Annotated in this window: 16 protein-coding genes; 8 read left to right on the top strand and 8 right to left on the bottom strand. The window is 73.0% G+C overall.

What is annotated here, in order from left to right; translation table 11 throughout:
• Nucleotides 1–599: PucR family transcriptional regulator ligand-binding domain-containing protein (locus AB0F18_RS11860; protein ID WP_362057988.1), on the bottom strand; the 599-nt coding region annotated here is incomplete at its 3' end.
• Between the two features lie 191 nt (nucleotides 600–790).
• On the opposite strand from AB0F18_RS11860, the gene speB reads away from it, so the two are divergent.
• From speB to AB0F18_RS11845, 3 genes are all read left to right on the top strand, one after another.
• Nucleotides 791–1,759 (top strand): agmatinase, encoded by a 969-nt coding sequence (gene speB, locus AB0F18_RS11855; protein WP_362057965.1) that lies wholly within the window; start codon nucleotides 791–793, stop codon nucleotides 1,757–1,759.
• Between the two features lie 49 nt (nucleotides 1,760–1,808).
• Nucleotides 1,809–3,497 (top strand): thiamine pyrophosphate-binding protein, encoded by a 1,689-nt coding sequence (locus AB0F18_RS11850; protein ID WP_362057962.1) that lies wholly within the window; start codon nucleotides 1,809–1,811, stop codon nucleotides 3,495–3,497.
• 130 nt (nucleotides 3,498–3,627) lie between these two features.
• Entirely contained in the window at nucleotides 3,628–7,401 is a 3,774-nt protein-coding gene (locus tag AB0F18_RS11845) for an ABC transporter ATP-binding protein (RefSeq protein ID WP_362057959.1), read from the top strand.
• A 29-nt stretch (nucleotides 7,402–7,430) separates the two neighbouring features.
• On the opposite strand, the gene AB0F18_RS11840 is transcribed toward AB0F18_RS11845, so the two are convergent.
• Nucleotides 7,431–7,985, bottom strand: a complete 555-nt coding sequence (locus tag AB0F18_RS11840; RefSeq protein WP_362057956.1) for an EF-hand domain-containing protein — start codon at nucleotides 7,983–7,985, stop codon at nucleotides 7,431–7,433.
• 145 nt (nucleotides 7,986–8,130) lie between these two features.
• Here AB0F18_RS11840 and AB0F18_RS11835 point away from each other — a divergent pair, with 145 nt between their 5' ends.
• The gene (locus AB0F18_RS11835) at nucleotides 8,131–8,523 is read left to right on the top strand and encodes a hypothetical protein (protein ID WP_362057953.1); all 393 of its coding nucleotides are present in this window, start codon (nucleotides 8,131–8,133) and stop codon (nucleotides 8,521–8,523) included.
• An 86-nt stretch (nucleotides 8,524–8,609) separates the two neighbouring features.
• On the top strand, nucleotides 8,610–10,082 hold the full coding sequence (locus AB0F18_RS11830; RefSeq protein WP_362057950.1) for a S28 family serine protease: 1,473 nt from the start codon (nucleotides 8,610–8,612) through the stop codon (nucleotides 10,080–10,082).
• Nucleotides 10,083–10,113: 31 nt separating this feature from the next.
• On the opposite strand, the gene AB0F18_RS11825 is transcribed toward AB0F18_RS11830, so the two are convergent.
• Nucleotides 10,114–11,877 carry a glycoside hydrolase family 3 N-terminal domain-containing protein gene (locus AB0F18_RS11825; protein ID WP_362057985.1) on the bottom strand — a complete coding sequence of 588 codons (1,764 nt, stop codon included), beginning with the start codon at nucleotides 11,875–11,877 and terminating at the stop codon, nucleotides 10,114–10,116.
• A 55-nt stretch (nucleotides 11,878–11,932) separates the two neighbouring features.
• Complete coding sequence (locus AB0F18_RS11820; protein ID WP_362057947.1) at nucleotides 11,933–12,892, bottom strand: LysR substrate-binding domain-containing protein; 960 nt, start codon at nucleotides 12,890–12,892, stop codon at nucleotides 11,933–11,935.
• 105 nt (nucleotides 12,893–12,997) lie between these two features.
• On the opposite strand from AB0F18_RS11820, the gene AB0F18_RS11815 reads away from it, so the two are divergent.
• Nucleotides 12,998–13,921 (top strand): EamA family transporter, encoded by a 924-nt coding sequence (locus tag AB0F18_RS11815; RefSeq protein WP_362057945.1) that lies wholly within the window; start codon nucleotides 12,998–13,000, stop codon nucleotides 13,919–13,921.
• 52 nt (nucleotides 13,922–13,973) lie between these two features.
• Here the strand turns inward: AB0F18_RS11815 and AB0F18_RS11810 are convergent, their stop codons facing one another.
• On the bottom strand, nucleotides 13,974–14,465 hold the full coding sequence (locus tag AB0F18_RS11810) for a DUF937 domain-containing protein (protein WP_362057942.1): 492 nt from the start codon (nucleotides 14,463–14,465) through the stop codon (nucleotides 13,974–13,976).
• Between the two features lie 278 nt (nucleotides 14,466–14,743).
• Between AB0F18_RS11810 and AB0F18_RS11805 the strand changes: the two genes are divergently transcribed.
• Together AB0F18_RS11805 and AB0F18_RS11800 are read left to right on the top strand one after the other, a co-directional pair.
• Nucleotides 14,744–16,990, top strand: coding sequence for an ATP-dependent RecD-like DNA helicase (locus AB0F18_RS11805; RefSeq protein WP_362057939.1), 2,247 nt, complete (start codon nucleotides 14,744–14,746; stop codon nucleotides 16,988–16,990).
• Nucleotides 16,991–17,172: 182 nt separating this feature from the next.
• On the top strand, nucleotides 17,173–18,462 hold the full coding sequence (locus tag AB0F18_RS11800) for a citrate synthase (protein WP_362057937.1): 1,290 nt from the start codon (nucleotides 17,173–17,175) through the stop codon (nucleotides 18,460–18,462).
• Between the two features lie 357 nt (nucleotides 18,463–18,819).
• Here the strand turns inward: AB0F18_RS11800 and AB0F18_RS11795 are convergent, their stop codons facing one another.
• The 3 genes from AB0F18_RS11795 to AB0F18_RS11785 all read right to left on the bottom strand — a co-directional run bounded on the left by AB0F18_RS11795 (nucleotide 18,820) and on the right by AB0F18_RS11785 (nucleotide 21,935).
• A complete protein-coding gene (locus AB0F18_RS11795; protein WP_362057934.1) occupies nucleotides 18,820–21,123 on the bottom strand; it encodes a heavy metal translocating P-type ATPase in 2,304 nt (767 codons plus the stop codon).
• An 87-nt stretch (nucleotides 21,124–21,210) separates the two neighbouring features.
• Entirely contained in the window at nucleotides 21,211–21,432 is a 222-nt protein-coding gene (locus tag AB0F18_RS11790) for a cation transporter (protein WP_362057931.1), read from the bottom strand.
• 302 nt (nucleotides 21,433–21,734) lie between these two features.
• Nucleotides 21,735–21,935, bottom strand: coding sequence for a MerR family transcriptional regulator (locus AB0F18_RS11785; RefSeq protein ID WP_362057928.1), 201 nt, complete (start codon nucleotides 21,933–21,935; stop codon nucleotides 21,735–21,737).
• Between the last annotated feature and the right edge of the window lie 19 nt (nucleotides 21,936–21,954).

The following is a 21,954-nucleotide window of genomic DNA, read 5'->3' as shown; positions in this document are numbered from 1 at the left end:
CCGGCGGCGGCGCCCGCCCCGGCGACCGGGCCGGGACCGGCCCCCGGGCCCGTACCGGCGGCGCCCGCCGGGCCCGGGCCGCCCTCCGGCCCCCACAGCGCCGCCCAGCCGCCCAGGGCCGTGGCCAGGCGGGACAGGACCGCCGGGACGGGGTCCGGGCGGGCGGCGGCCGCCGCCAGGGACTGCTGGGCTTCGGTGACGCGGCGGAGCTCACGGGTGCGGGCCTCCGCCATCAGCCGCCCGACGCTGCGGGCGACGGCCGTGAACGGTGTTCCCGGCGGGACCTCGACGAGCGGCAGCCCGTACCGCTCGCACGCCTCGGCCAGACCGGGCGGCACCACCTCGTGCACCGGGGTCACGCCGAAGCCGAGCGCGGCGGCCCCGGCGCGGGCGAGCCGGTCCACGTAGGCGGCGGCCCCGGCCTCCGTCAGCGCGGACCCCGCCGTCAGCAGGAGTTCGCCGCCCAGCAGGTACGGGGACGGGTCCGCCATCTCGGAGGCGTGCACCCCGTGCACCTCCGCCACCGCCGGCCCCGCGAGGTGCCGCAGCCCGAGCCCCCGCTCACCGAGCAGCGCCGCGAGCCCCACGGGCGGCGTCATCGGCTCCCCGGCGGGAACCGAGGACCCCGCCCGCGGGCCGGCGGCGGGGTTCGGGGGGACCGGGAGGTCGGCCATGGATGCTCCGTACATTTCGACGCTGCCAGATGGATGAAACGTACCCTCCCCACCCCCGCGCGGCCCGCTTACGCTCGAAGGACCGCACCCGCAGGACCAGCAGAAGGGCACCCCCCATGAGCACCGAGCAGACGCCGCGCGGCCCCGTCGACTCCTCCCGGATCCCGCGCTACGCCGGTCCGGCGACCTTCGCCCGCCTGCCCCGTCTCGACGAGGTCGGCTCCGCCGACGTCGCCGTCGTCGGCGTGCCCTTCGACTCCGGTGTCTCCTACCGCCCCGGCGCCCGCTTCGGCGGCAACGCCATCCGCGAGGCCTCGCGCCTGCTGCGCCCCTACAACCCGGCGCAGGACGCCTCCCCCTTCGCCCTCGCGCAGGTCGCGGACGCCGGTGACATCGCGGTGAACCCCTTCAACATCAACGAGGCCGTCGAGACGGTCGAGGCCGCCGCCGACGAGCTCCTCGGCAACGGCTCCCGCCTGATGACCCTCGGCGGCGACCACACCATCGCGCTGCCGCTGCTGCGCTCGGTCGCCAAGAAGCACGGCCCCGTCGCCCTGCTGCACTTCGACGCCCACCTGGACACCTGGGACACCTACTTCGGCGCCGAGTACACCCACGGCACCCCGTTCCGCCGCGCCGTCGAGGAGGGCATCCTCGACACCGAGGCGCTCTCCCACGTCGGCACCCGCGGCCCGCTGTACGGCAAGCAGGACCTCGACGACGACGCCAAGATGGGCTTCGGCATCGTGACCTCGGCGGACGTCTACCGCCGCGGCGCCGACGAGATCGCCGACCAGCTGCGCCAGCGCATCGGCGACCGCCCGCTGTACATCTCCATCGACATCGACGTCCTGGACCCGGCCCACGCGCCCGGCACCGGCACGCCGGAGGCGGGCGGCATGACCTCCCGCGAGCTGCTGGAGATCATCCGCGGCCTGTCCTCCTGCAACCTCGTTTCCGCCGACGTGGTCGAGGTGGCCCCGGCGTACGATCACGCCGAGATCACCTCGGTCGCGGCCTCGCACACCGCGTACGAGCTCACCACGATCATGAGCCGCCAGATCGCCGCCTCGAAGGCGAAGTAAGGCGAACCACGGCGGCCCGGGCAGCACAGCACGAAGGGCACGCAAGCACGTGACGCACGACCACGACCTGGTTCTCCGCCCCACCGAGGCCCAGACGGCGGCCGCCCTGGCGCCGCCGCCGGGCCGCACGGGCGGGGACCTGGTCGTGGAGACGCTGCGCGGCCTCGGCGCGACCACCGTCTTCGGTCTGCCGGGGCAGCACGCCCTGGCCCTCTTCGACGCGGTGGGCCGCTCCGACCTGCGGCTGATCGGGCTGCGCACGGAGAACAACGCGGGCTTCGCCGCCGACGCGTACGGCCGCCTCACGGGCGAGGCGGTCCCGCTGCTGCTGTCCACCGGCCCCGGCGCGCTGATGTCCCTGCCGGCCCTGGCGGAGGCGGCGGCCGCCTCCGCCCCGGTCCTCGCCCTCTCCTCCCAGGTGCCCTCGGAGGGCCTCGGCGGGGGGCGGCGCGGCCACCTGCACGAGCTGCGCGACCAGTCCGCGTCCTTCCGCGACGTGGTGAAGTCCGTCCACATCGCCCGCACCCCCTCCCAGATCCCGTCGGTGGTCGCCGAGGCCTGGGAGTCGGCCCTCACCGCCCCGCACGGCCCCGTCTGGGTGGAGATCCCCGAGGACGTGCTCCGCGCGGAGACGGTGATCCCGCAGGTCACCGGCATGGACGCGAGCCCGCACGAGCTGGCCCCGCGCCCCGAGCTGACCGCGCTGGCGGCGCACTGGCTGACCCGGGCCTCCCGCCCGGTGATCATCGCGGGCGGCGGTGTGGTCCGCGCCGACGCGGCGGGCAAGCTCCGGCAGCTCGCGGAACGCCTGGACGCCCCCGTGGTCACCACCTTCGGCGGCAAGGGCGCCTTCCCCTGGAACCACCCGCTCTCCCTCCAGTCCTGGCTGGAGGACCGCCACATGACGGACTTCCTGGAGGACGCCGACGTCCTCCTCGTCGTCGGCTCGGGTCTGGGCGAGCTGTCCTCGAACTACCACACCTTCTTCCCCACCGGCCGGGTCGTCCAGATCGAGGCCGACCTCGGCAAGCTGGAGTCCAACCACCCGGCGCTCGGCATCCACGCGGACGCCCGCCTGGCCCTCCAGGCCCTCCTGGAGACGGTCGGACCCCGCGAGGACGAGGAGGCCCCCGCACGGGTCCGCGCGGTCCTGGACGCCGTCGCGGCCCGCCTCGCCCCCCAGGGCCTGGCCCTCGAACAGGAGCTCCTGACCTCGATCAGGGCCGCCCTCCCCGCCCGCTCCCCGTCCTTCTGGGACATGACGATCCTGTCCTACTGGGCGTGGTCGGCCTTCGACGCGAAGCACCCGAACACCATGCACTCGGCCCAGGGCGCGGGCGGCCTCGGCTACGCCTTCCCGGCGGCCCTCGGCGCGGCGGTCGCGGAGCCGGGCACCCCGGTCCTGGCCGTCTCCGGCGACGGCGGCGCGATGTACTCGATCCCGGAGCTCGCCACCGCGAAGCAGTACGGCCTCGACGTCACCTGGCTGATCGTGGACGACGGCGGCTACGGCATCCTGCGCGAGTACATGACGGACGCCTTCGACGGCCGCACCACGGGCACGGAACTCACCCGCCCCGACTTCGCGGCCCTGGCGGCCTCCTTCGGGATCCCGGCCGCCACGACCACCCCGGCCACCCTCCGCGAGGACCTCGCCGCGTCCCTCGCCACCCCGGGCCCCTCGGTCCTGGTCCTCCCGGCCACCCTCAGGATGTTCGCCCCGACCCACCTGGCGTAGCCCGTCCGGGCGCTCCCGGCGTGCGCCGGAGGCGCCGTACGCGCACGTTCGAATTGTTGCGGCGGGATGAAATCCGCCGGTCGGAGCGTTGGGGGTCACGGCAGGACAGGACCTACGGGGAGGCACCGACGTGACGGCGGCTGGGGAGAAACAGGGCTGGGGCAGGCGGCTGGCCGCCTACACCTGGCGGTACAAGCTCAACGTGCTGCTCGCGCTCGGCTCCTCGCTGGCCGGCATGGCCGTCATGGCGCTCGTGCCGCTCGTCACCCGGACCATCATCGACGACGTCATCGGGGACGAGAGCAAGGCGATGGCCCCCTGGGCCGGGCTGCTCGTCGGCGCCGCGCTGCTCGTCTACGTGCTGACCTACGTACGCCGGTACTACGGCGGCCGCCTCGCCCTCGACGTGCAGCACGACCTGCGCACCGACATGTACGACACCATCGCCCGCCTCGACGGCCGGCGGCAGGACGAGCTGTCGACCGGGCAGGTCGTCGGGCGGGCCACCAGCGACCTCCAGCTGATCCAGGGGCTGCTCTTCATGCTGCCCATGACCATCGGCAACTTCCTGCTGTTCGGGATATCCCTGGGCGTCATGGTGTGGCTGTCGCCGGTGCTCACCGTGGTCGCGCTGCTGATGGCCCCCGCGCTCTGGTTCATCGCCAAGCGCAGCCGCAAGAAGCTCTTCCCCGCCACCTGGTACGCCCAGGGCCAGGCCGCCGCCGTCGCCACCGTCGTCGACGGGGCCGTGACCGGCGTGCGCGTGGTCAAGGGCTTCGGGCAGGAGGAGCAGGAGACCGGCAAGCTCCGCGAGGCCGGCCGCCGGCTCTTCGGCGGCCGGATGCGCGCCATCCGGCTCAACTCCCGCTACACCCCCGCCCTCCAGGCCGTCCCCGCGCTCGGCCAGGTCGCCATGCTGGCCCTCGGCGGCTGGCTGGCCACCCAGGGGCACATCACCCTCGGCACCTTCGTCGCCTTCTCCACCTACCTCGCCCAGCTGGTCGGCCCCGTCCGCATGCTCGCCATGGTGCTCACCGTCGGCCAGCAGGCCCGGGCCGGCGTGGAGCGGGTCTTCGAGCTCATCGACACCGAGCCGGTGATCGAGGAGGGGACGCGGGAGCTGCCCGCCGACGCGCCCGCCACCGTCGCGTTCGAGGACGTCCGCTTCGGCTACGACCCCGAGCGGCCCGTCCTCGACGGCTTCTCGCTCAGCCTCGCGGAGGGCGAGACCGTCGCCGTCGTGGGGGCGTCGGGCTCCGGGAAGTCCACCGTCTCCCTGCTCCTGCCGCGCTTCTACGACGCCGACCACGGCACCGTCCGGGTCGGCGGCCACGACGTGCGGGAGCTGACGTACGACTCCCTGCGGGCCGCCATCGGCCTCGTGCCCGAGGACTCGTTCCTCTTCTCCGACACCATCCGGGCCAACATCGCCTACGGGCGCCCGCAGGCCACGGACGAGGAGATACGCGCCGCCGCGCGCGCGGCCCAAGCGGAATCGTTTATTCAAGCGCTGCCCGCCGGCTACGACACCAAGGTCGGCGAACAGGGCCTGACCCTCTCCGGCGGCCAGCGCCAGCGCATCGCGCTCGCCCGCGCCCTCCTCACCGACCCCCGGCTGCTCCTCCTCGACGACGCCACCTCCGCCGTCGACGCCCGCGTGGAACACGAGATCCACGAGGCGCTGCGGGCCGTCATGGCCGGCCGCACCACCCTGCTGATCGCCCACCGCCGCTCCACCCTCGCCCTCGCCGACCGGATCGCCGTACTCGACGGCGGCCGGCTCGCCGACATCGGCACGCACGAGGAGCTGGAACGCCGCTCCGCCCTCTACCGCCGGCTGCTCACCGACCCCGAAGCCCTCGGCGCGGCCTCCCCGCGCACCCCCGACGCGCCCTCCATGGCCGAGTTCGAGCGCGACCTCAAGCGCGACCTGGAACGGGACATCGAGCTGGAGGCCGAGATCGACTCCGAGCCGGTCAACGCCAAGCGGCGCGTGGCCGACGGGGTCACCCCCGAACTGTGGCGGCGCAGCGACAAGGGCGAGGACCCCGCCCCCGGCGCCACCCCCGAACTCCTCGCGCAGGTCGCGGCCCTGCCGCCGGCCGACGACCAGCCGGACGTGGACGAGGACCGGGCCGCGGCCGCCGAGGAGAGCTACGGACTGCGCCGGCTGCTGCACGGCTTCTGGGCCCCGCTCGCCATCAGCCTCGGCCTCGTCGCCCTCGACGCGGGCGCCGGCCTGCTCCTGCCGGTCCTGATCCGGCACGGCATCGACCAGGGCGTGGAGAAGGCCGCCCTGGGCGCGGTGTGGGCCGCCGCCGCCCTCGCGCTGGTGGTCGTCACCGCCCAGTGGGCGGCGCAGTTCGCCGAGACCCGGATGACCGGACGCACCGGCGAGCGCGTGCTCTACGCCCTGCGCGTCAAGATCTTCGCCCAGCTCCAGCGCCTCGGCCTGGACTACTACGAGCGCGAGCTCACCGGCAAGATCATGACCCGGATGACCACCGACGTGGACTCCCTCTCCAGCTTCCTGCAGACCGGGCTGGTCACCGCCGTCGTCTCCGTCCTGACCTTCTTCGGCATCCTCGTCGCCCTGCTCGTCCTCGACCTCGAACTCGCGCTGATCGTCTTCGCGACCCTGCCCGTGCTGGTCCTCGCCACGATCGTCTTCCGCCGCAAGTCGGTCGCCGCGTACGAGCTCGCCCGCGACCGGGTCAGCCTGGTCAACGCCGACCTCCAGGAGTCCGTCGCCGGGCTGCGCCTGGTGCAGGCCTTCCGCCGCCAGCACGCCGGCGCCGACCGCTTCGCCGAGCGCAGCGACTCCTACCGCCAGGCGCGGGTGCGCGGCCAGTGGCTGATATCCGTCTACTTCCCCTTCGTCCAGCTGCTGTCCTCGGGCGCGGCGGCGGCCGTGCTGATCGTCGGCGCGGGCCGGGTCGAGGCGGCCACCCTCACCACCGGCGCGCTGGTGGCCTACCTGCTCTACATCGACCTCTTCTTCGCCCCGGTCCAGCAGCTCTCCCAGGTCTTCGACGGCTACCAGCAGGCCACCGTCTCCCTCGGCCGCATCCAGGACCTGCTGCGCGAACCCACCACCACCCCGCCCCCGGCCACGCCCCGCGAGGTCACCGGGCTGCGCGGCGAGATCGCCTTCGAGGACGTGCGCTTCGCGTACGCCACCGCCGAGGAGCGCGGCGAGGAGGGCGAGGCGCTGGGCGGCATCAGCCTGCGGATACCCGCCGGGCAGACCGTCGCCTTCGTCGGCGAGACCGGCGCCGGAAAGTCCACGCTGGTCAAGATGGTGGCCCGGTTCTACGACCCGACCTCCGGCCGGGTCACCGCCGACGGCACCGACCTGCGGGAGCTGGACCTGACGGGGTACCGCCACCGGCTGGGGGTCGTCCCCCAGGAGTCGTACCTCTTCCCGGGGACCGTCCGCGACGCCATCGCCTACGGGCGGCCGGACGCGAGCGACGCCGAGGTGGAGGCGGCCGCCCGCGCGGTCGGCGCCCACGACATGATCGCCACCCTCGACGGCGGCTACCTGCACACCGTCACCGAGCGCGGCCGCAACCTCTCCGCGGGCCAGCGCCAGTTGATCGCGCTGGCCCGTGCCGAGCTCGTCGACCCGGACGTGCTGCTGCTCGACGAGGCCACCGCCGCCCTGGACCTGGCCACCGAGGCGCAGGTCAACCAGGCCACCGACCGGCTCGCCGGCAAGCGCACCACCCTGGTGGTGGCCCACCGGCTGACCACCGCCGCCCGCGCCGACCGGGTGGTGGTCATGGACCGCGGCCGGGTCGTCGAGGACGGCAGCCACGCCGAACTTCTGGCCCGCGGCGGCCGCTACGCCACCCTGTGGCGGACCTTCGCCGGCGAGGACGAGCCGGCGGCCGCCGCGTAGCGGCCCCCGTCAGGAGTACGCCCCGGGTATCAGAGCTCGCCGAAGAGCAGATTGCCCGGGGCGTCCTCGTCGTCACCGGTGTAGTACTCGCGCACGGCGTCGAGGAGCTCGTCCACCGACAGGTAGCCGTCGTGGTTCTTGTCGATCCGCTCGAAGAGGGCGTCCGCGTCGGCGGGCTCCAGCCGGGTGTCGAAGGCCAGCTGGGCCTTGTGGAACTCCTCCGGGCTGATGTGCCCGTCGCCGTTGGTGTCGACGACGGTGAGGATCGCCTTCATCATCGGCCGGAACGACTTCTCGTAGGCCGGGCCGCCGTCCTTGTAGAGGCGGGTCATCCCGTCCCGGTACTGCTGCGGCGTCAGCTTCTGGTCCTGGCCGACGCCCAGCTCGTTGAAGAGGTCCACCCAGAAGTCGGTGAGCCCGCGGAACACCTCGGCCGCCCTGGGGGACTCGGCGGGCTCGGCCAGCGCCGACAGCAGCCGGGAGCCGAGCGCGATCATGTCCTTCTCGTCGATCACGCCGTTGTCGTCGGCGTCCAGGTGCGCGAACGCGCGCTCCAGCTTGCGGTCGAGCAGGTCGGTCGTCATGGCGGGACGCCTTTCGCAACTACGGTGAGCATTTGGTTGATCGCCTAGAGTAGTGCAACCTTCCGACAGTCCTGCGCGTCGTACGTACGTCAGTACGTGTTACGTACGACCGATCGGGGGGGTCAGCGTGTCTCAGGGGTGGAAGATGCGGAAGGCGCGGGGGCCGGCCGTGTCCCTCGGGGTGTTCGGGGCGGCGCTGTGGCTGGCCGTGGGCGGGGTGTTCGCGGCGGCGCCGCAGGCGCGGGCCGCCGCCGGAGGCTGCCAGGGCGAGCTGGTCAGGGCGCTGCCGCTGCCGGACGCCGAGGTGCGCGTGTACAAGAGCCGCACGCAGGCCTGTGCCGTGACCGTCGCCCTGCACCCCGGGGAGCGCCGCTACCTGACGGTGAGCGTTCAGCCGCGTGGCGGCGTCCCGGTGGGCGATGCGGGGCAATTCACCCGGTACGCGGGCCCCGTCACCGTCGGGGCGATCAGCCGGTGCGTGTATGTAAAGGGCGCCGTCGCGGCCGGATCGGTGGAATCCGGCTGGATCCTGTGCTGACGCCGAGACCCAACCAGTACTGTTCACAGGCGTGTTGACCCCGCTAGGTTCACGGCGACCACCAGTGGACTGCATGGGGAGAGTGCATGCGCAAGACCCTTGGCCGGCTGCTGCCGCTCGCGGTGCTCATCGGCACCTTCGGCTCGGCCGGCTTCACGGCTCAGGCGGCCACCCCCGCCGAGCCGGCCGCCGCCGCGCCGACCACCGCGGAGCAGGGCACCACCGCCGACATCAAGGACCGGATCCTCGCCGTCCCCGGGATGAGCCTGATCGAGGAGAAGCCGTACCCCGGCTACCGGTTCTTCGTGCTGAACTACGAGCAGCCGATCGACCACCGGCAGCCGTCGAAGGGCACCTTCAAGCAGCGCATCACCCTGCTGCACAAGGACGAGTCCCGGCCCACCGTCTTCTACACCTCCGGCTACAACGTCAACACCAACCCGCGCCGCGCAGAGCCGACGACCATAGTCGACGGCAACCAGGTGTCCATGGAGTATCGATTCTTCAACCCGTCCCGCCCCGACCCCGCGGACTGGTCGAAGCTGGACATCTGGCAGGCGGCCAGCGACCAGCACCGCATCTTCACCGCCCTGAAGCAGATCTACACCAAGAAGTGGCTCGCCACCGGCGCCAGCAAGGGCGGTATGACGGCGACGTACTTCGAGCGCTTCTACCCGCGCGACATGGACGGCGTCGTCGCCTACGTCGCGCCCAACGACGTCGTCAACAAGGAGGACTCGGCCTACGACCGGTTCTTCACCAAGGTCGGCACCAAGGAGTGCCGCGACAAGCTGGCCGCCGTCCAGCGCGAGGCCCTGATCCGGCGCGAGCCGCTGGAGGCCAAGTACAAGGAGGCCGCCGCCGCGAACGGCTGGACCTTCAACACCATCGGCAGCCCGGACCGGGCCTTCGAGGCCGTCGTCCTCGACTACACCTGGGCCTTCTGGCAGTACAGCCTGCTCTCCGACTGCGCGACCGTGCCGGACGCCAAGACCGCCACCGACCAGCAGATCTGGGACAGCGTCGACACGATCTCCGGCTTCTCGGCCTACGCCGACCAGGGCCTGGAGACGTACACGCCGTACTACTACCAGGCCGGCACCCAGCTCGGCTCGCCCGACATCAAGCAGCCGTGGCTGAAGGACCTGAGCCGCTACGGCTACCAGCCGCCGCGCAACTTCGTGCCGCGCGACATACCCATGACCTTCCAGCCCGGGGCCATGGCCGACGTCGACACCTGGGTGCGGAACAACGCCCACCAGATGCTGTTCGTGTACGGGCAGAACGACCCGTGGGGCGCCGAGCCCTTCCACATCGGCTACGGGGCCCGCGACAGCTACGTGATGATCGCGCCGGGCGCCAACCACGGGGCGAACGTCTCCAAGCTCCAGGACGGCGAGAAGGCCCTGGCCACCGCGCGGATCCTGGAGTGGGCCGGAGTGGCCCCCGCGGCCAACGTGTTCAGCACCGAGAAGGCCGCGCCGCAGACGGCCCCGCTCGCCGCGCCGGACCCGGAGCTCGACCGGACCGACCTGCGCCACGAGTCCCTGCGGCCGTAGGCGCCATCCCGCGGGCCGCGGGCCGGGTACGTCAGTACTCCAGCCCGTGGCCCAGCGGGTAGCGGCCCGGGACGGGGACCGGGAGGCGGCCGGACGGCCGCCGCGCACCCGTCAGCACCCGGGCCGCCGCCCGCATCTCCACGTCCGTCCAGGTGTACGTCGCCACCTCGGCCGCGCACGCGGGCAGCCGGGCCGGGTCGTACGGATTGCGTACCGCCACCAGCACCACCGGGACGCCCGTCGCGATCAGGTCCGTCACCAGCGTCCGCTGCGGGCTCTCCCCCTCCGGGACGTTGTACGTGCACACCAGCACCGCCGCGTTGCCCGGCGCGGCCGCCACCGCCCGCTCCGCGGGCAGCGCCTGCGCCCGGCAGCCCAGCGCCGTCAGCTCCCGCGCCAGGACCGTCGTGGGCGGTCCCGTCGTACCCGTGGGGGAGGCCGGGTCGGTACCCGTCACCAGCAGCCGGGGTCCCGCCTGCGCGTCCAGGGGCAGCAGCCCGCGCGGGTTGGCCAGCAGGGTGGTCGTACCCGCGGCGACCGCGTCCGCCGCCGCCAGGTGCTCCGCGGTGCCCACCACCGCGTCCACCCGCGCCTCGTCGGCGTACGGGTCGTCGAACAGGCCCCGGCGGGCCTTCACTTCCAGGATCCGCAGCACCGACTCCTCGACCCGCTCCCGCGTCAGCTCGCCCGACCCGACCGCCGCCAGCACGCTGCGGTAGGCCAGCCCCAGGTCGGGGGCGTTCAGCAGCTGGTCGCAGCCCGCCTTGAGGGCCAGGACCGGCACCCGGTCGTCCCCGTACTTCTGGCGGACCCCGGCCATGTCGAGGGCGTCGGTCACCACCACCCCCCGGAAGCCCAGGCGTTCGCGAAGGATGCCCGTCACGATCGGCCGCGAGAGGGTCGCCGGATCCCCCGAGGGATCGAGCGCGGGGAAGACGATGTGCGCCGTCATCACCACGTCCGCGCCCGCCTGAACCGCCGCCCGGAACGGAGGCTCGTCCAGCTCCTCCCACTGGGCGCGGGTGTGCCGCATCACCGGCAGCCCCACGTGGCTGTCGGTCTCGGTGTCCCCGTGGCCCGGGAAGTGCTTCGCCGTCGCGGCCACCCCCGCCCCCTGGTAGCCGCGCACCTGGGCGGCCGCCAGCTCCGCCACCGCCTCCGGGTCGGAGCCGAAGGAGCGGACGCCGATCACCGGATTGGCCGGGTTCACGTTCACGTCGGCCACCGGCGCGTAGTCCTGCCGGATGCCCAGCGCGGCCAGTTCCGCCCCCGCCACCCGGGCCGCCCGGCGGGCGTCGGCGGCCGAGCCCCGGGCGCCGAGCGCCATCGCCCCGGGCAGCAGCGTCGCGGGCCGGCCGATCCGGGCGACGGCCCCGTGCTCCTGGTCGACGGAGAGCAGCAGCGGGATCCCCGCGCCGGAGCCGGCCGCGGCCCGCTGGAGGCCGTTGGACAGGGCGGCGATCTGCCCGGGGGAGCGGGTGTTGTGCGCCCAGGCGAAGTAGACGATCCCGCCGAGGTGGTAGCGGGCCACCAGTTCGGCGGCGGTGCGCACGCCGAACTGGGCCTGGTTCAGGTCCGCGTCCGCCGGGTCGGGGTCGGTCGCAGAGTGCCCGTACGCCCGGGACACGAACAACTGCCCGACCAGCTCGGGCAGCCCCATCGAGGCCACCAGGGCGCGCAGCCGCTCCCGGTCCGGGCGGCGGCCCGGGGGCGCTGCGGGGGAGCGGGCGTCGTCGGGGGTGCGGTGGGCGCCCGTAGCGGAGGAGGCGGCCCCGGCGGCCGTGGCGGCGGCCATGGCCGCGGCGGCGAGCAGGGCCCGGCGGGAGGCGTGGTACGGCACCCCCGGGACCCTACTCCCGGTCCCCGCCCCGCGTCAGGGGGACACTCGACGCGTCCCCCGGAAGCAGGCCCGCCACGATCGGCCAGTGCTCCTGGAGGGTGCGCACGGTCTCGGTGATCGCCGGCCGGCGGGAGGCGCCCGTCCGCCACAGGGCGTACAACCGGCGTACGGGGAGCGGCTCCAGGGGGACGGCCACCGCGCCCGGCGGGAGCGGGCCCGTGCCCAGCCGGGGCACGACGGCGATGCCGAGTCCGGCGGCGACCAGCGCCACGATGGTGTGGTTCTCCTCGGCCATGTGCGCGATGTCCGGCTCGAACCCGGCCGTGCGCAGGGTCCGCATCAGCCAGTCGTGGCAGACCCGCCCGGGCGGCTGGCACACCCACCGCTGGCCGCCCAGGTCCGCCCGCCGGACCAGGCGCCGCGCGGTGAAGGGGTGCCCGGCCGGCACCACCAGGTCGCAGCGGTCGTCCCCGATCACCGCCTGCTCCACTCCCTCGGGGGCGGGCAGCGGGGCGATGTCCCAGTCGTGGGCCACCGCCAGGTCGGTGACTCCCCGGGCCACCAGGTCCACCGAGAGGTGGGGGTCCACCTCCGTGAGGCGTACGTCGAGCGCCGGATGGCGGGCGGCCAGGCCGGCCAGCACCCCCGGCAGCAGCCCGCGCGCGGCCGAGGCGAACGCGGCCACCGTCAGCAGCCCGCTCGGCCGCCCGCGCCGCTCCTCCAGGGTGGTCTCGGCCCGCTCGACGATCGACAGCAGCTCCCGGGCCGTCTCGGCCAGGTGCCTGGCCTCCTCGGTGAGGGCGACCCCGCGCCCGCGCCGCTCCAGCAGGGTGGTGCGGGTCTCCCGCTCCAGTTTGCCGATCTGCTGTGAGACGGCGGAGGGGGTGTAGCCGAGGGCGGCGGCCGCGGCAGCGACGGAGCCGTGGACGGAGACGGCGTGCAGGGCGCGCAGCCGGGGCAGGTCGAGCATCCCGCCATCGTAGGGGCGGCGGTGGGGGAATCGTAAGTACTGCTTCATCCATCCCGGAAGGGATCCGCGCTGGTGCTACATGGTCCGGGCGTCGATGCTCGGAGCATGCGTCCCGTACACACCGCTCTCGCCGTACTCGTCGCCGCCGTCTGGGGGTTCAACTTCGTCGTCATCCAGATCGGGCTCGGCCACTTCCCGCCGCTGCTGCTGTCCGCCCTGCGCTTCCTCGTGGCCGCGCTGCCCGCCGTGTTCTTCGTGGGGCGGCCCAAGGTCGCCTGGAAGTGGATCGTGGGCGTCGGAGTGGCCCTCGGCATCGCCAAGTTCGGGCTGCTGTTCACCGGCATGGCCGCCGGGATGCCGGCCGGGCTGTCCTCGCTCGTCCTCCAGATCCAGGCCGTGTTCACCGCCGTCCTCGCCGCGGTGGTGCTGCGCGAACGGCCCGGCCGGGTGCGGGTGCTGGGCATGGCCGTGGCGCTGGCCGGGATCGCGGTCGCCGCCGTGGACCGGGGCCTGTCCGGGCCGGCGGCCGGGTTCACCCTGGTCGTGGCGGCGGCCGCCTGCTGGGGCGTGTCCAACGTGCTCACCCGCAAGGCCGCCCCGCCCGACGCGCTGAACTTCATGGTGTGGGTGTGCACGGTCCCCGTCGTGCCGCTGCTGGGGCTGTCGCTGCTGCTGGAGGGGCCCGAGCGGGACCTGGCGGCGCTGCGCGCCCTGGACTGGTCCGGGGTGGCCGTCATCGGCTACGTCGCCTGGGTGTCCACGGTGTTCGGCTTCGGCGCCTGGGGCTACCTGCTGCGCCGCTACCCGGCCTCCGCCGTGGCGCCGTTCTCGCTGCTGGTGCCGGTCTTCGGGATGTCCTCGGCGGCGCTGGTGCTCGGGGAACCGGTCTCGGGGCCGCGCTGGCTGGCGGCGGTCCTGCTGGTCGGCGGGGTGGGGCTGACCTCGCTGGCCCCGGGCGGCCGCCCGGCGCGGGCGGGCGTCGGCGCGACGGGTGCTCCCGCAGGGGCAGCCGCCAGTCCTGCCCGGTGAGGTCGGCGCCGTAGGAGCGGTGCGCGTGCTCCGCAGGGGTGCCTTCCGGGGGCTACTTCTTGCCGCCGCCGAGGATCTGGCCCAGCAGGTCGCCGAGGCCGCCGCCGGCGGTGGGGGCGCCCGCGCCCTTGCCGGCGGAGGCGCGCTTGGCGAGGACGGCCAGGAGGACCGGGATCAGCATCTCGATGACCCGGGCGACGGTCGGGGCGGGGATGCCCGTCTTCTTCGACACCGCCGCGGCGACCGGCTTGCTCGCCTTGGCGAGGACCCCGGCCATCATCCCGCCGCCGAGCAGACCGCCGAGGCCGCCGCCCAGGGTGGCCACGCCCTGGAGGGGCGGCTGCGCCACCTCCGCCAGGGCCTGGTGGACCTCGTCGTCTCCGGCCGAGGCCTTCTCCTGGAGTCCGCCGGCCAGTGTGCCGACGGTCTGGGCGACCGTGTCGCGGGCGCCGTTCTCGTCGGTGCCGAGCAGGGACGCGATCTCGGTCAGCCTGTCGTCGCCGAGCTCGTTGATGACGTCGTCCTCGAAGGAAGATTCGCTCATGCCGGAAACGCTACGTGTGGGGTGGTTCATTGGCATCTCAGAGCGACTTCCGGAGCACCGTCGGTAATGGAAAGGTAAAGCTGTGGTTCCGCATGCAACCCTCCGGGCCTGACGCGGGTCGTATGGTGCGTCGGGACTTCCGGGAGGGGATCTGGGGGGATCGGGAAGTCCGACGAGGGAGGGGTAACCGTGAGGGGGTCCGGCCGTGAGGCCGGACCCCCTTTCGTTTGTCCACAGGCCCGGTGGACTGTCGGCGGCGGGCTGTAGTTTCTTGTGCCATGGCGAACAACGGGGCGGTGCAACCGGCGGTGGTCGAGGGGGTGCTGGAGCGCATCACCTACGCCAACGAGGAGAGCGGCTACACGGTCGCCCGGGTCGACACGGGCCGCGGCGCCGGTGATCTGCTGACCGTCGTCGGCTCGCTGCTCGGCGCGCAGCCCGGGGAGTCCCTGCGCATGGAGGGCCGCTGGGGCTCGCACCCCCAGTACGGCAGACAGTTCAGCGTCGAGAACTACACGACGGTCCTGCCCGCCACCATCCAGGGCATCCGGCGCTACCTGGGCTCGGGCCTGATCAAGGGCATCGGTCCGAGGATCGCCGACCGGATCGTGGAGCACTTCGGCACCGACACCCTCGACGTGATCGAGACCGAGCCGAAGCGGCTCGTCGAGGTGCCGGGCCTGGGCCCCAAGCGGACGAAGCTGATCGGCGCCGCCTGGGAGGAGCAGAAGGCCATCAAGGAGGTCATGGTCTTCCTCCAGGGCGTCGGGGTCTCCACCTCCATCGCCGTCCGCATCTACAAGAAGTACGGGGACGCCTCCATCTCGGTGGTGCGCAACCAGCCGTATCGGCTCGCCGCCGACGTCTGGGGCATCGGCTTCCTCACCGCCGACCGGATCGCCCAGGCCGTCGGGATCCCGCACGACAGCCCCGAGCGGGTCAAGGCCGGTCTCCAGTACGCGCTGTCCCAGTCCGCCGACCAGGGGCACTGCTTCCTGCCCGAGGAGCGGCTCATCGCCGACGGGGTGAAGCTGCTCCAGGTGGACACCGGGCTGGTCATCGAGTGCCTGGCCGAGCTCGCGGCCGATCCGGAGGGGGTCGTACGGGAATCGGTGCCCGACCCCCAGGGCGGCCCGGACCCCCTGACGGCCGTGTACCTGGTCCCCTTCCACCGGGCCGAGCTGTCGCTGGCGGGCCAGGTCCGCCGGCTGCTCAACGCAGAAGAGGACCGGATGCCCGGATTCCGGGACGTGGACTGGGAGAAGGCCCTGGGCTGGCTGGCGGCGCGGACCGGGGCCGCGCTCGCCCCCGAGCAGCGGGACGCGGTCCGGCTGGCGCTGACCCGCCGGGTCGCCGTGCTGACCGGCGGGCCGGGCTGCGGCAAGTCCTTCACGGTGCGGTCCATCGTCGAGCTGGCCCGGGCCAAGAAGGCCAAGGTGGTGCTCGCCGCCCCCACCGGCCGGGCGGCGAAACGGCTGTCCGAGCTGACGGGGGCCGAGGCCTCCACGGTGCACCGGCTGCTGGAGCTCAAACCCGGCGGGGACGCCGCGTACGACCGCGACCGGCCGCTCGACGCCGACCTGGTCGTGGTGGACGAGGCCTCGATGCTGGACCTGCTGCTCGCCAACAAACTGGTCAAGGCGGTGGCCCCGGGGGCGCACCTGCTGCTGGTCGGGGACGTGGACCAGCTCCCGTCGGTCGGCGCGGGCGAGGTGCTGCGGGACCTGCTGGCCGAGGGCGGTCCGGTGCCCGCCGTCCGGCTGACCCGGATCTTCCGGCAGGCGCAGCAGTCGGGCGTGGTCACCAACGCCCACCGCATCAACACCGGGGTCCCGCCCATCACGGACGGGCTGCCGGACTTCTTCCTCTTCCCGGAGGAGGACACGGAGGCGGCCGGGGCGCTCGCGGTGGACGTGGCCGCCCGCCGGATCCCGGCTCGATTCGGGCTCGACCCGCGCCGTGACGTCCAGGTGCTGGCGCCCATGCACCGGGGGCCGGCCGGGGCGGGCCATCTCAACGGCCTGCTCCAGCAGGCCATCACCCCGGCCAGGCCGAACCTGCCCGAGAAGCGGTTCGGCGGCCGGGTCTTCAGGGTTGGTGACAAAGTCACGCAAATCAGGAACAACTATGAGAAGGGCGCCAATGGCGTCTTCAACGGCACCGTTGGCGTGGTGACCGCTATCGATCCGGACGAGCAGCGCTTGACGGTCCGTACGGAGGAGGACGAGGAGGTGGGCTACGAGTTCGCGGAGCTGGACGAGCTGGCCCACGCCTACGCCGTCACCATCCACCGCTCCCAGGGGAGTGAATATCCGGCGGTCGTGATCCCGGTCACGACCGGGGCTTGGATGATGCTCCAGCGGAACTTGCTCTACACGGCCGTGACCAGGGCGAAGAAACTCGTCGTCCTGGTCGGGTCCCGCAAGGCCCTCGGGCAGGCGGTGCGTACCGTTTCCGCAGGCAGGAGGTTCACGGCGGTCGCGGCCAGGCTCGCCGGACGGATACCGGTGGGAAACATCACCTAGATGATCGATCATTTGGGTTCCCACAAGCGGTGCGGGCAGGGCAGGATGAGCAGGTTGACGGCACTGAGTGCCGTCAAAAAGACCAAAGGCCGACCCCGAGTGCACTCTCCTGCGCCAAATGGGGGAAGGTAGAGGCAGTCAGGGCACCTCGAAGAAGAGGCACTACGTCGGTGAGGGATGACGTGAGCGACAACTCTGTAGTACTCCGGTACGCGGACGGCGAATACACCTACCCGGTGATCGAAAGCACCGTCGGTGACCAGGGCTTCGACATCGCGAAGCTGAGGGCCCAGACCGGGCTCGTCACTCTGGACAGCGGCTACGGCAACACCGCCGCCTACAAGTCCGCGATTACCTACCTCGACGGTGAGCAGGGCATCCTGCGCTACCGCGGTTACCCGATCGAGCAGCTGGCGGAGCGCTCGACCTTCATCGAGGTCGCCTACCTGCTGATCAACGGGGAGCTGCCGACCGTCGACCAGCTCGCGTCGTTCCGCAACGAGATCACCCAGCACACGCTGCTGCACGAGGACGTCAAGCGGTTCTACGACGGCTTCCCGCGCGACGCCCACCCGATGGCCATGCTGTCCTCGGTCGTCAGCGCGCTGTCCACCTTCTACCAGGACAGCCACAACCCGTTCGACGAGAAGCAGCGCCACCTCTCGACGATCCGCCTGCTGGCCAAGCTCCCGACGATCGCGGCCTACGCGTACAAGAAGTCGGTCGGCCACCCGGTCGTCTACCCGCGCAACGACCTCGGCTACGTCGAGAACTTCCTGCGCATGACCTTCTCCGTGCCGGCCCAGGAGTACGAGCTCGACCCGGTCGTGGTCTCCGCGCTCGACAAGCTGCTGATCCTGCACGCGGACCACGAGCAGAACTGCTCGACCTCCACCGTCCGCCTGGTGGGCTCCTCGCAGGCGAACATGTTCGCCTCGATCTCCGCCGGCATCTCGGCCCTGTGGGGCCCCCTGCACGGTGGCGCCAACCAGTCCGTCCTGGAGATGCTGGAAGGCATCAAGAAGGACGGCGGCGACGTCGACGCCTTCATCCGCAAGGTGAAGAACAAGGAGGACGGCGTCCGCCTGATGGGCTTCGGGCACCGCGTCTACAAGAGCTTCGACCCCCGGGCGAAGATCATCAAGGCGGCGGCGCACGACGTCCTCTCGGCGCTCGGCAAGAGCGACGAGCTGCTGGACATCGCGCTCAAGCTGGAGGAGCACGCGCTCGCCGACGAGTACTTCGTCGCGCGCAACCTCTACCCGAACGTGGACTTCTACACCGGTCTCATCTACCGGGCCATGGGCTTCCCGACCGAGATGTTCACCGTGCTGTTCGCGCTCGGCCGCCTGCCCGGCTGGATCGCCCAGTGGCACGAGATGATCAAGGAGCCCGGCTCCCGCATCGGCCGCCCGCGCCAGATCTACACCGGCGAGGTCCTGCGCGACTTCGTCCCGGTCGAGGCCCGCTGAGGCTGAGCCCCCAGGGCCCGAGCACGCGAAAAGCGCCCCGCCGTCGATCCCCCCACGGGTCGACGGACGGGGCGCTTTCCTTTCCCCGGCAGCGGATTCCCCCCACGGGACCCGCGCCGGGGCGTCGGTGTGTTGCCGGGACCCGTTCGGGTCGGGAGGGCCGCTCAAAGCTTCCCGAGGGCACGCGTCCCGGCCGGCGAATGCCGCGGAAGTCCCCCAAGACCTCCGTGAAACATCCCCCAAGATGTTTCCGGCATCGCCCCATTAGACCCGGGACGACCCCGGATGGTTACGTTGGGGTCACTGTGATCTGCGTCTCCAGTGAAGGAGATGTGGAGGATCCGGGGAGGAGGTCCTCTACCGGAACGAGCGCAGCCGCAGGCTGTTGGTCACCACGAAGACCGAGGAGAAGGCCATGGCCGCTCCGGCGATCATCGGGTTGAGCAGGCCGGCCGCCGCCAGTGGCAGCGCCGCCACGTTGTAGCCGAAGGCCCAGAACAGGTTGCCCTTGATGGTGGCCAGGGTCCGGCGCGAGAGCCGGATGGCGTCCGCCGCCACCCGCAGGTCCCCCCGTACGAGGGTCAGGTCGCCGGCCTCGATGGCGGCGTCGGTGCCGGTGCCCATGGCCAGGCCCAGGTCGGCCCGGGCGAGGGCGGCCGCGTCGTTGACCCCGTCCCCCACCATGGCGACCGTACGGCCCCCGGCCTGGAGCCGGCGGACCACGTCCACCTTGTCCTGCGGGAGCACCTCGGCGATCACCTCGTCGATGCCCACCGCCCGGGCCACCGTCTCGGCCACCGCCCGGTTGTCGCCGGTCAGCAGGACCGGGGTGAGGCCGAGCGCCCGCAGCCGGGCCACGGCCTCGGCGCTGGTCGGCTTCACGGCGTCGGCCACGGTCAGCACCCCGCGGACCTCGCCGTCCCAGGCGACCAGCACCGCCGTGCTGCCGGCGGCCTCGGCGGCCGCCGCTGCCGCGGCGAGGGAGCCGGGCGGGGTGAGACCCCGCTCGGCCAGCAGCCGTTCGCGCCCCACCAGGACGGAGCGGCCCTCGACCACGCCCCGGACGCCCAGCCCCGCGAGGCTTTCGAAGGACTCGGGGACCGGCAGCCCGCCCTCGGCGCCGGCCGCTTCGGCGGCTCCGGCGGCGACGGCCCGGGCGATGGGGTGCTCGGAAGCGTGCTCCAGGGCGCCCGCGAGCCTCAGCAGCTCCTTCTCGTCCACCCCCTCGGCGGGGTGCACCCCGGACAGGGTCATCCGGCCGGTGGTGACCGTCCCGGTCTTGTCGAGCACGACCGTGTCGACCCTGCGGGTGGACTCCAGGACCTCGGGCCCCTTGATCAGGATGCCGAGCTGGGCGCCGCGTCCGGTGCCGACCATGAGGGCGGTCGGGGTGGCCAGGCCCAGGGCGCAGGGGCAGGCGATGATCAGGACGGCCACGGCGGCGGTGAAGGCGGCGGTGGCGTCGTCGGTGATCAGCAGCCAGGCGGTCCAGGTGCCGAGCGCGAGCAGCAGGACGACGGGGACGAAGACGGCGGAGATCCGGTCGGCGAGCCGCTGCACCTCGGCCTTGCCGTTCTGCGCCTCCTCCACCATCCGGGCCATCCGGGCGAGCTGGGTGTCGGCCCCGATCCGGGTGGCCTCCACGACGAGCCGGCCGGAGGCGTTGAGGGTGGCGCCGGTGACGGGGTCCCCGACGCCCACCTCGACGGGGACGGACTCGCCGGTCAGCATCGAGGCGTCCACGGCGGAGGAGCCCTCGACGACCGTGCCGTCGGTGGCGATCTTCTCCCCGGGCCGGACCACGAACCGGTCGCCGGCCGCGAGGGCGCCCACCGGGATCCGGACCTCCCGGCCGCCCCGCAGCACGGCCACCTCCTTGGCGCCCAGCTCCAGCAGGGCCCTGAGGGCCGCGCCCGCCTTCCGCTTGGAGCGGGCCTCCAGGTAGCGGCCGAGCAGGATGAAGGTGACGACGCCCGCGGCGACCTCCAGGTAGAGGGCGGAGGAGCCGTCGGTGCGGGTGATCGTGAGGGCGAAGCCGTGCCGCATGCCGGTCATGCCCGCGTGCCCGAAGAACAGTGCCCACAGCGACCAGGCGTAGGCGGCCAGCGTGCCGACCGAGACCAGGGTGTCCATGGTCGCGGCGCCGTGCCGGGCGTTGGTCCAGGCGGCCCGGTGGAAGGGGAGGGCGCCCCAGACGGCGACCGGGGAGGCGAGGGTCAGGCAGAGCCACTGCCAGTTGTCGAACTGGAGGGCGGGCACCATCGAGAGCAGGACGACGGGCAGGGCCAGGGCGGCGGACACCAGCAGCCGCTGCCGCAGTGCGGCGAGCGCCGGATCGGCGCCGGCCTCCGGCCGCTGTCCGGGCTCCGCAGCCTCCGGCTCCGGCTCCGGCTCGGGCGCCGGCGGCGGGGGCTCCTCGGCCGTGTACCCGGTCCTGACGACCGTCGCGATCAGGTCGGCCACCCGGACGCCCTCGCCGTAGGAGACGCGGGCCTTCTCGGTGGCGTAGTTCACCGTGGCGCTGACCCCGTCCATCCGGTTCAGCTTCTTCTCGATGCGGGCCGCGCAGGAGGCGCAGGTCATCCCGCCGATCGTCAGCTCGACCTCGGCGGGGCCGCCGGACACCGCTATGGGCCCCTCGTGCACTGTGCTGCTGCTCATGTCCCGCTCCGGGGGAAGGGCCGGGCCGCACGGTCCAGTCGGGGGCTGGCGGGTACGGCCCGGCGGGTACTGCGGAAGGAAGGGGGCTCAGGCCTGGCCGGCGAGCTCGTAACCGGCCTCGTCCACGGCGGCGCGGACCTCGGCCTCGGCGAGCGGGGCGGCGGACACCACGGTGACCTCACCGGTGGCGGCGACGGCCTTGACGGAGGTGACGCCCGCCAGGGCGGACAGTTCCTCGGTCACGGCGCCCTCGCAGTGCCCGCAGGTCATTCCCTTGACCTTGTACACGGTTTCCGTCACGGCGGTCATGTCGTTCTCCTATCAGGGGGTGTCTCTCTCTATCAGAGGACTGTACCCCTAGGGGGTATCAAGCGGGTATCCGGTGGGTCTCCGGCGCGGACCCGCGGGTCCTGTGCCGGCCTTGCGGTGGACAAGATCGGCGAACCATATGTAAATGACGCACGTGGTGCATTCGGTGACGCTCATTCTCATCATGGCCGTCGCGGTGCTCGCACCGCTGCTCGCCGGCGGGCGGGCGCTGCTGGGGCTGCGGCTGCGCGGCCCCGGCGGAGCCGCGCGGGGGAGCGCGGCGGCCGAACACCACGAAGGGGTCACTCCTCGCGGCGGCCCCGGTTGCCGGGGCGGCGGGCCACCCAGGTCCGGATGGTTTCGGCGTACCAGTAGGGCTTGCCGCCCTCCACGTGGTCGGGGGCGGGGAGCAGTCCGTGCTTCCGGTAGGAGCGCACGGTGTCCGGCTGGACCCGGATATGGGCGGCGATCTCCTTGTAGGACCACAGCTGTCGGTCGCTCATCCACGACACCTCCTCGTCC

It is taken from the genome of Streptomyces sp. NPDC029216 (genome assembly GCF_040648015.1).
GTDB lineage: Bacteria > Actinomycetota > Actinomycetes > Streptomycetales > Streptomycetaceae > Streptomyces.
This window is presented reverse-complemented; position numbering and strand designations above follow the sequence as displayed.

Excerpts from the sequence above, each read along its gene's own strand:
- AB0F18_RS11785 (WP_362057928.1), bottom strand. The coding sequence starts at position 21,935 with ATGAGCGACCGACAGCTGTGGTCCTACAAGGAGATCGCCGCCCATATC.
- AB0F18_RS11835 (WP_362057953.1), top strand. The coding sequence starts at position 8,131 with ATGCGGAAGGCGCGGGGGCCGGCCGTGTCCCTCGGGGTGTTCGGGGCG.
- AB0F18_RS11840 (WP_362057956.1), bottom strand. The coding sequence starts at position 7,985 with ATGACGACCGACCTGCTCGACCGCAAGCTGGAGCGCGCGTTCGCGCAC.
- AB0F18_RS11810 (WP_362057942.1), bottom strand. The coding sequence starts at position 14,465 with ATGAGCGAATCTTCCTTCGAGGACGACGTCATCAACGAGCTCGGCGAC.
- AB0F18_RS11825 (WP_362057985.1), bottom strand. The coding sequence starts at position 11,877 with ATGGCCGCCGCCACGGCCGCCGGGGCCGCCTCCTCCGCTACGGGCGCC.
- AB0F18_RS11820 (WP_362057947.1), bottom strand. The coding sequence starts at position 12,892 with ATGCTCGACCTGCCCCGGCTGCGCGCCCTGCACGCCGTCTCCGTCCAC.
- AB0F18_RS11805 (WP_362057939.1), top strand. The coding sequence starts at position 14,744 with ATGGCGAACAACGGGGCGGTGCAACCGGCGGTGGTCGAGGGGGTGCTG.
- AB0F18_RS11790 (WP_362057931.1), bottom strand. The coding sequence starts at position 21,432 with ATGACCGCCGTGACGGAAACCGTGTACAAGGTCAAGGGAATGACCTGC.
- AB0F18_RS11830 (WP_362057950.1), top strand. The coding sequence starts at position 8,610 with ATGCGCAAGACCCTTGGCCGGCTGCTGCCGCTCGCGGTGCTCATCGGC.
- AB0F18_RS11815 (WP_362057945.1), top strand. The coding sequence starts at position 12,998 with ATGCGTCCCGTACACACCGCTCTCGCCGTACTCGTCGCCGCCGTCTGG.
- AB0F18_RS11795 (WP_362057934.1), bottom strand. The coding sequence starts at position 21,123 with ATGAGCAGCAGCACAGTGCACGAGGGGCCCATAGCGGTGTCCGGCGGC.
- speB (WP_362057965.1), top strand. The coding sequence starts at position 791 with ATGAGCACCGAGCAGACGCCGCGCGGCCCCGTCGACTCCTCCCGGATC.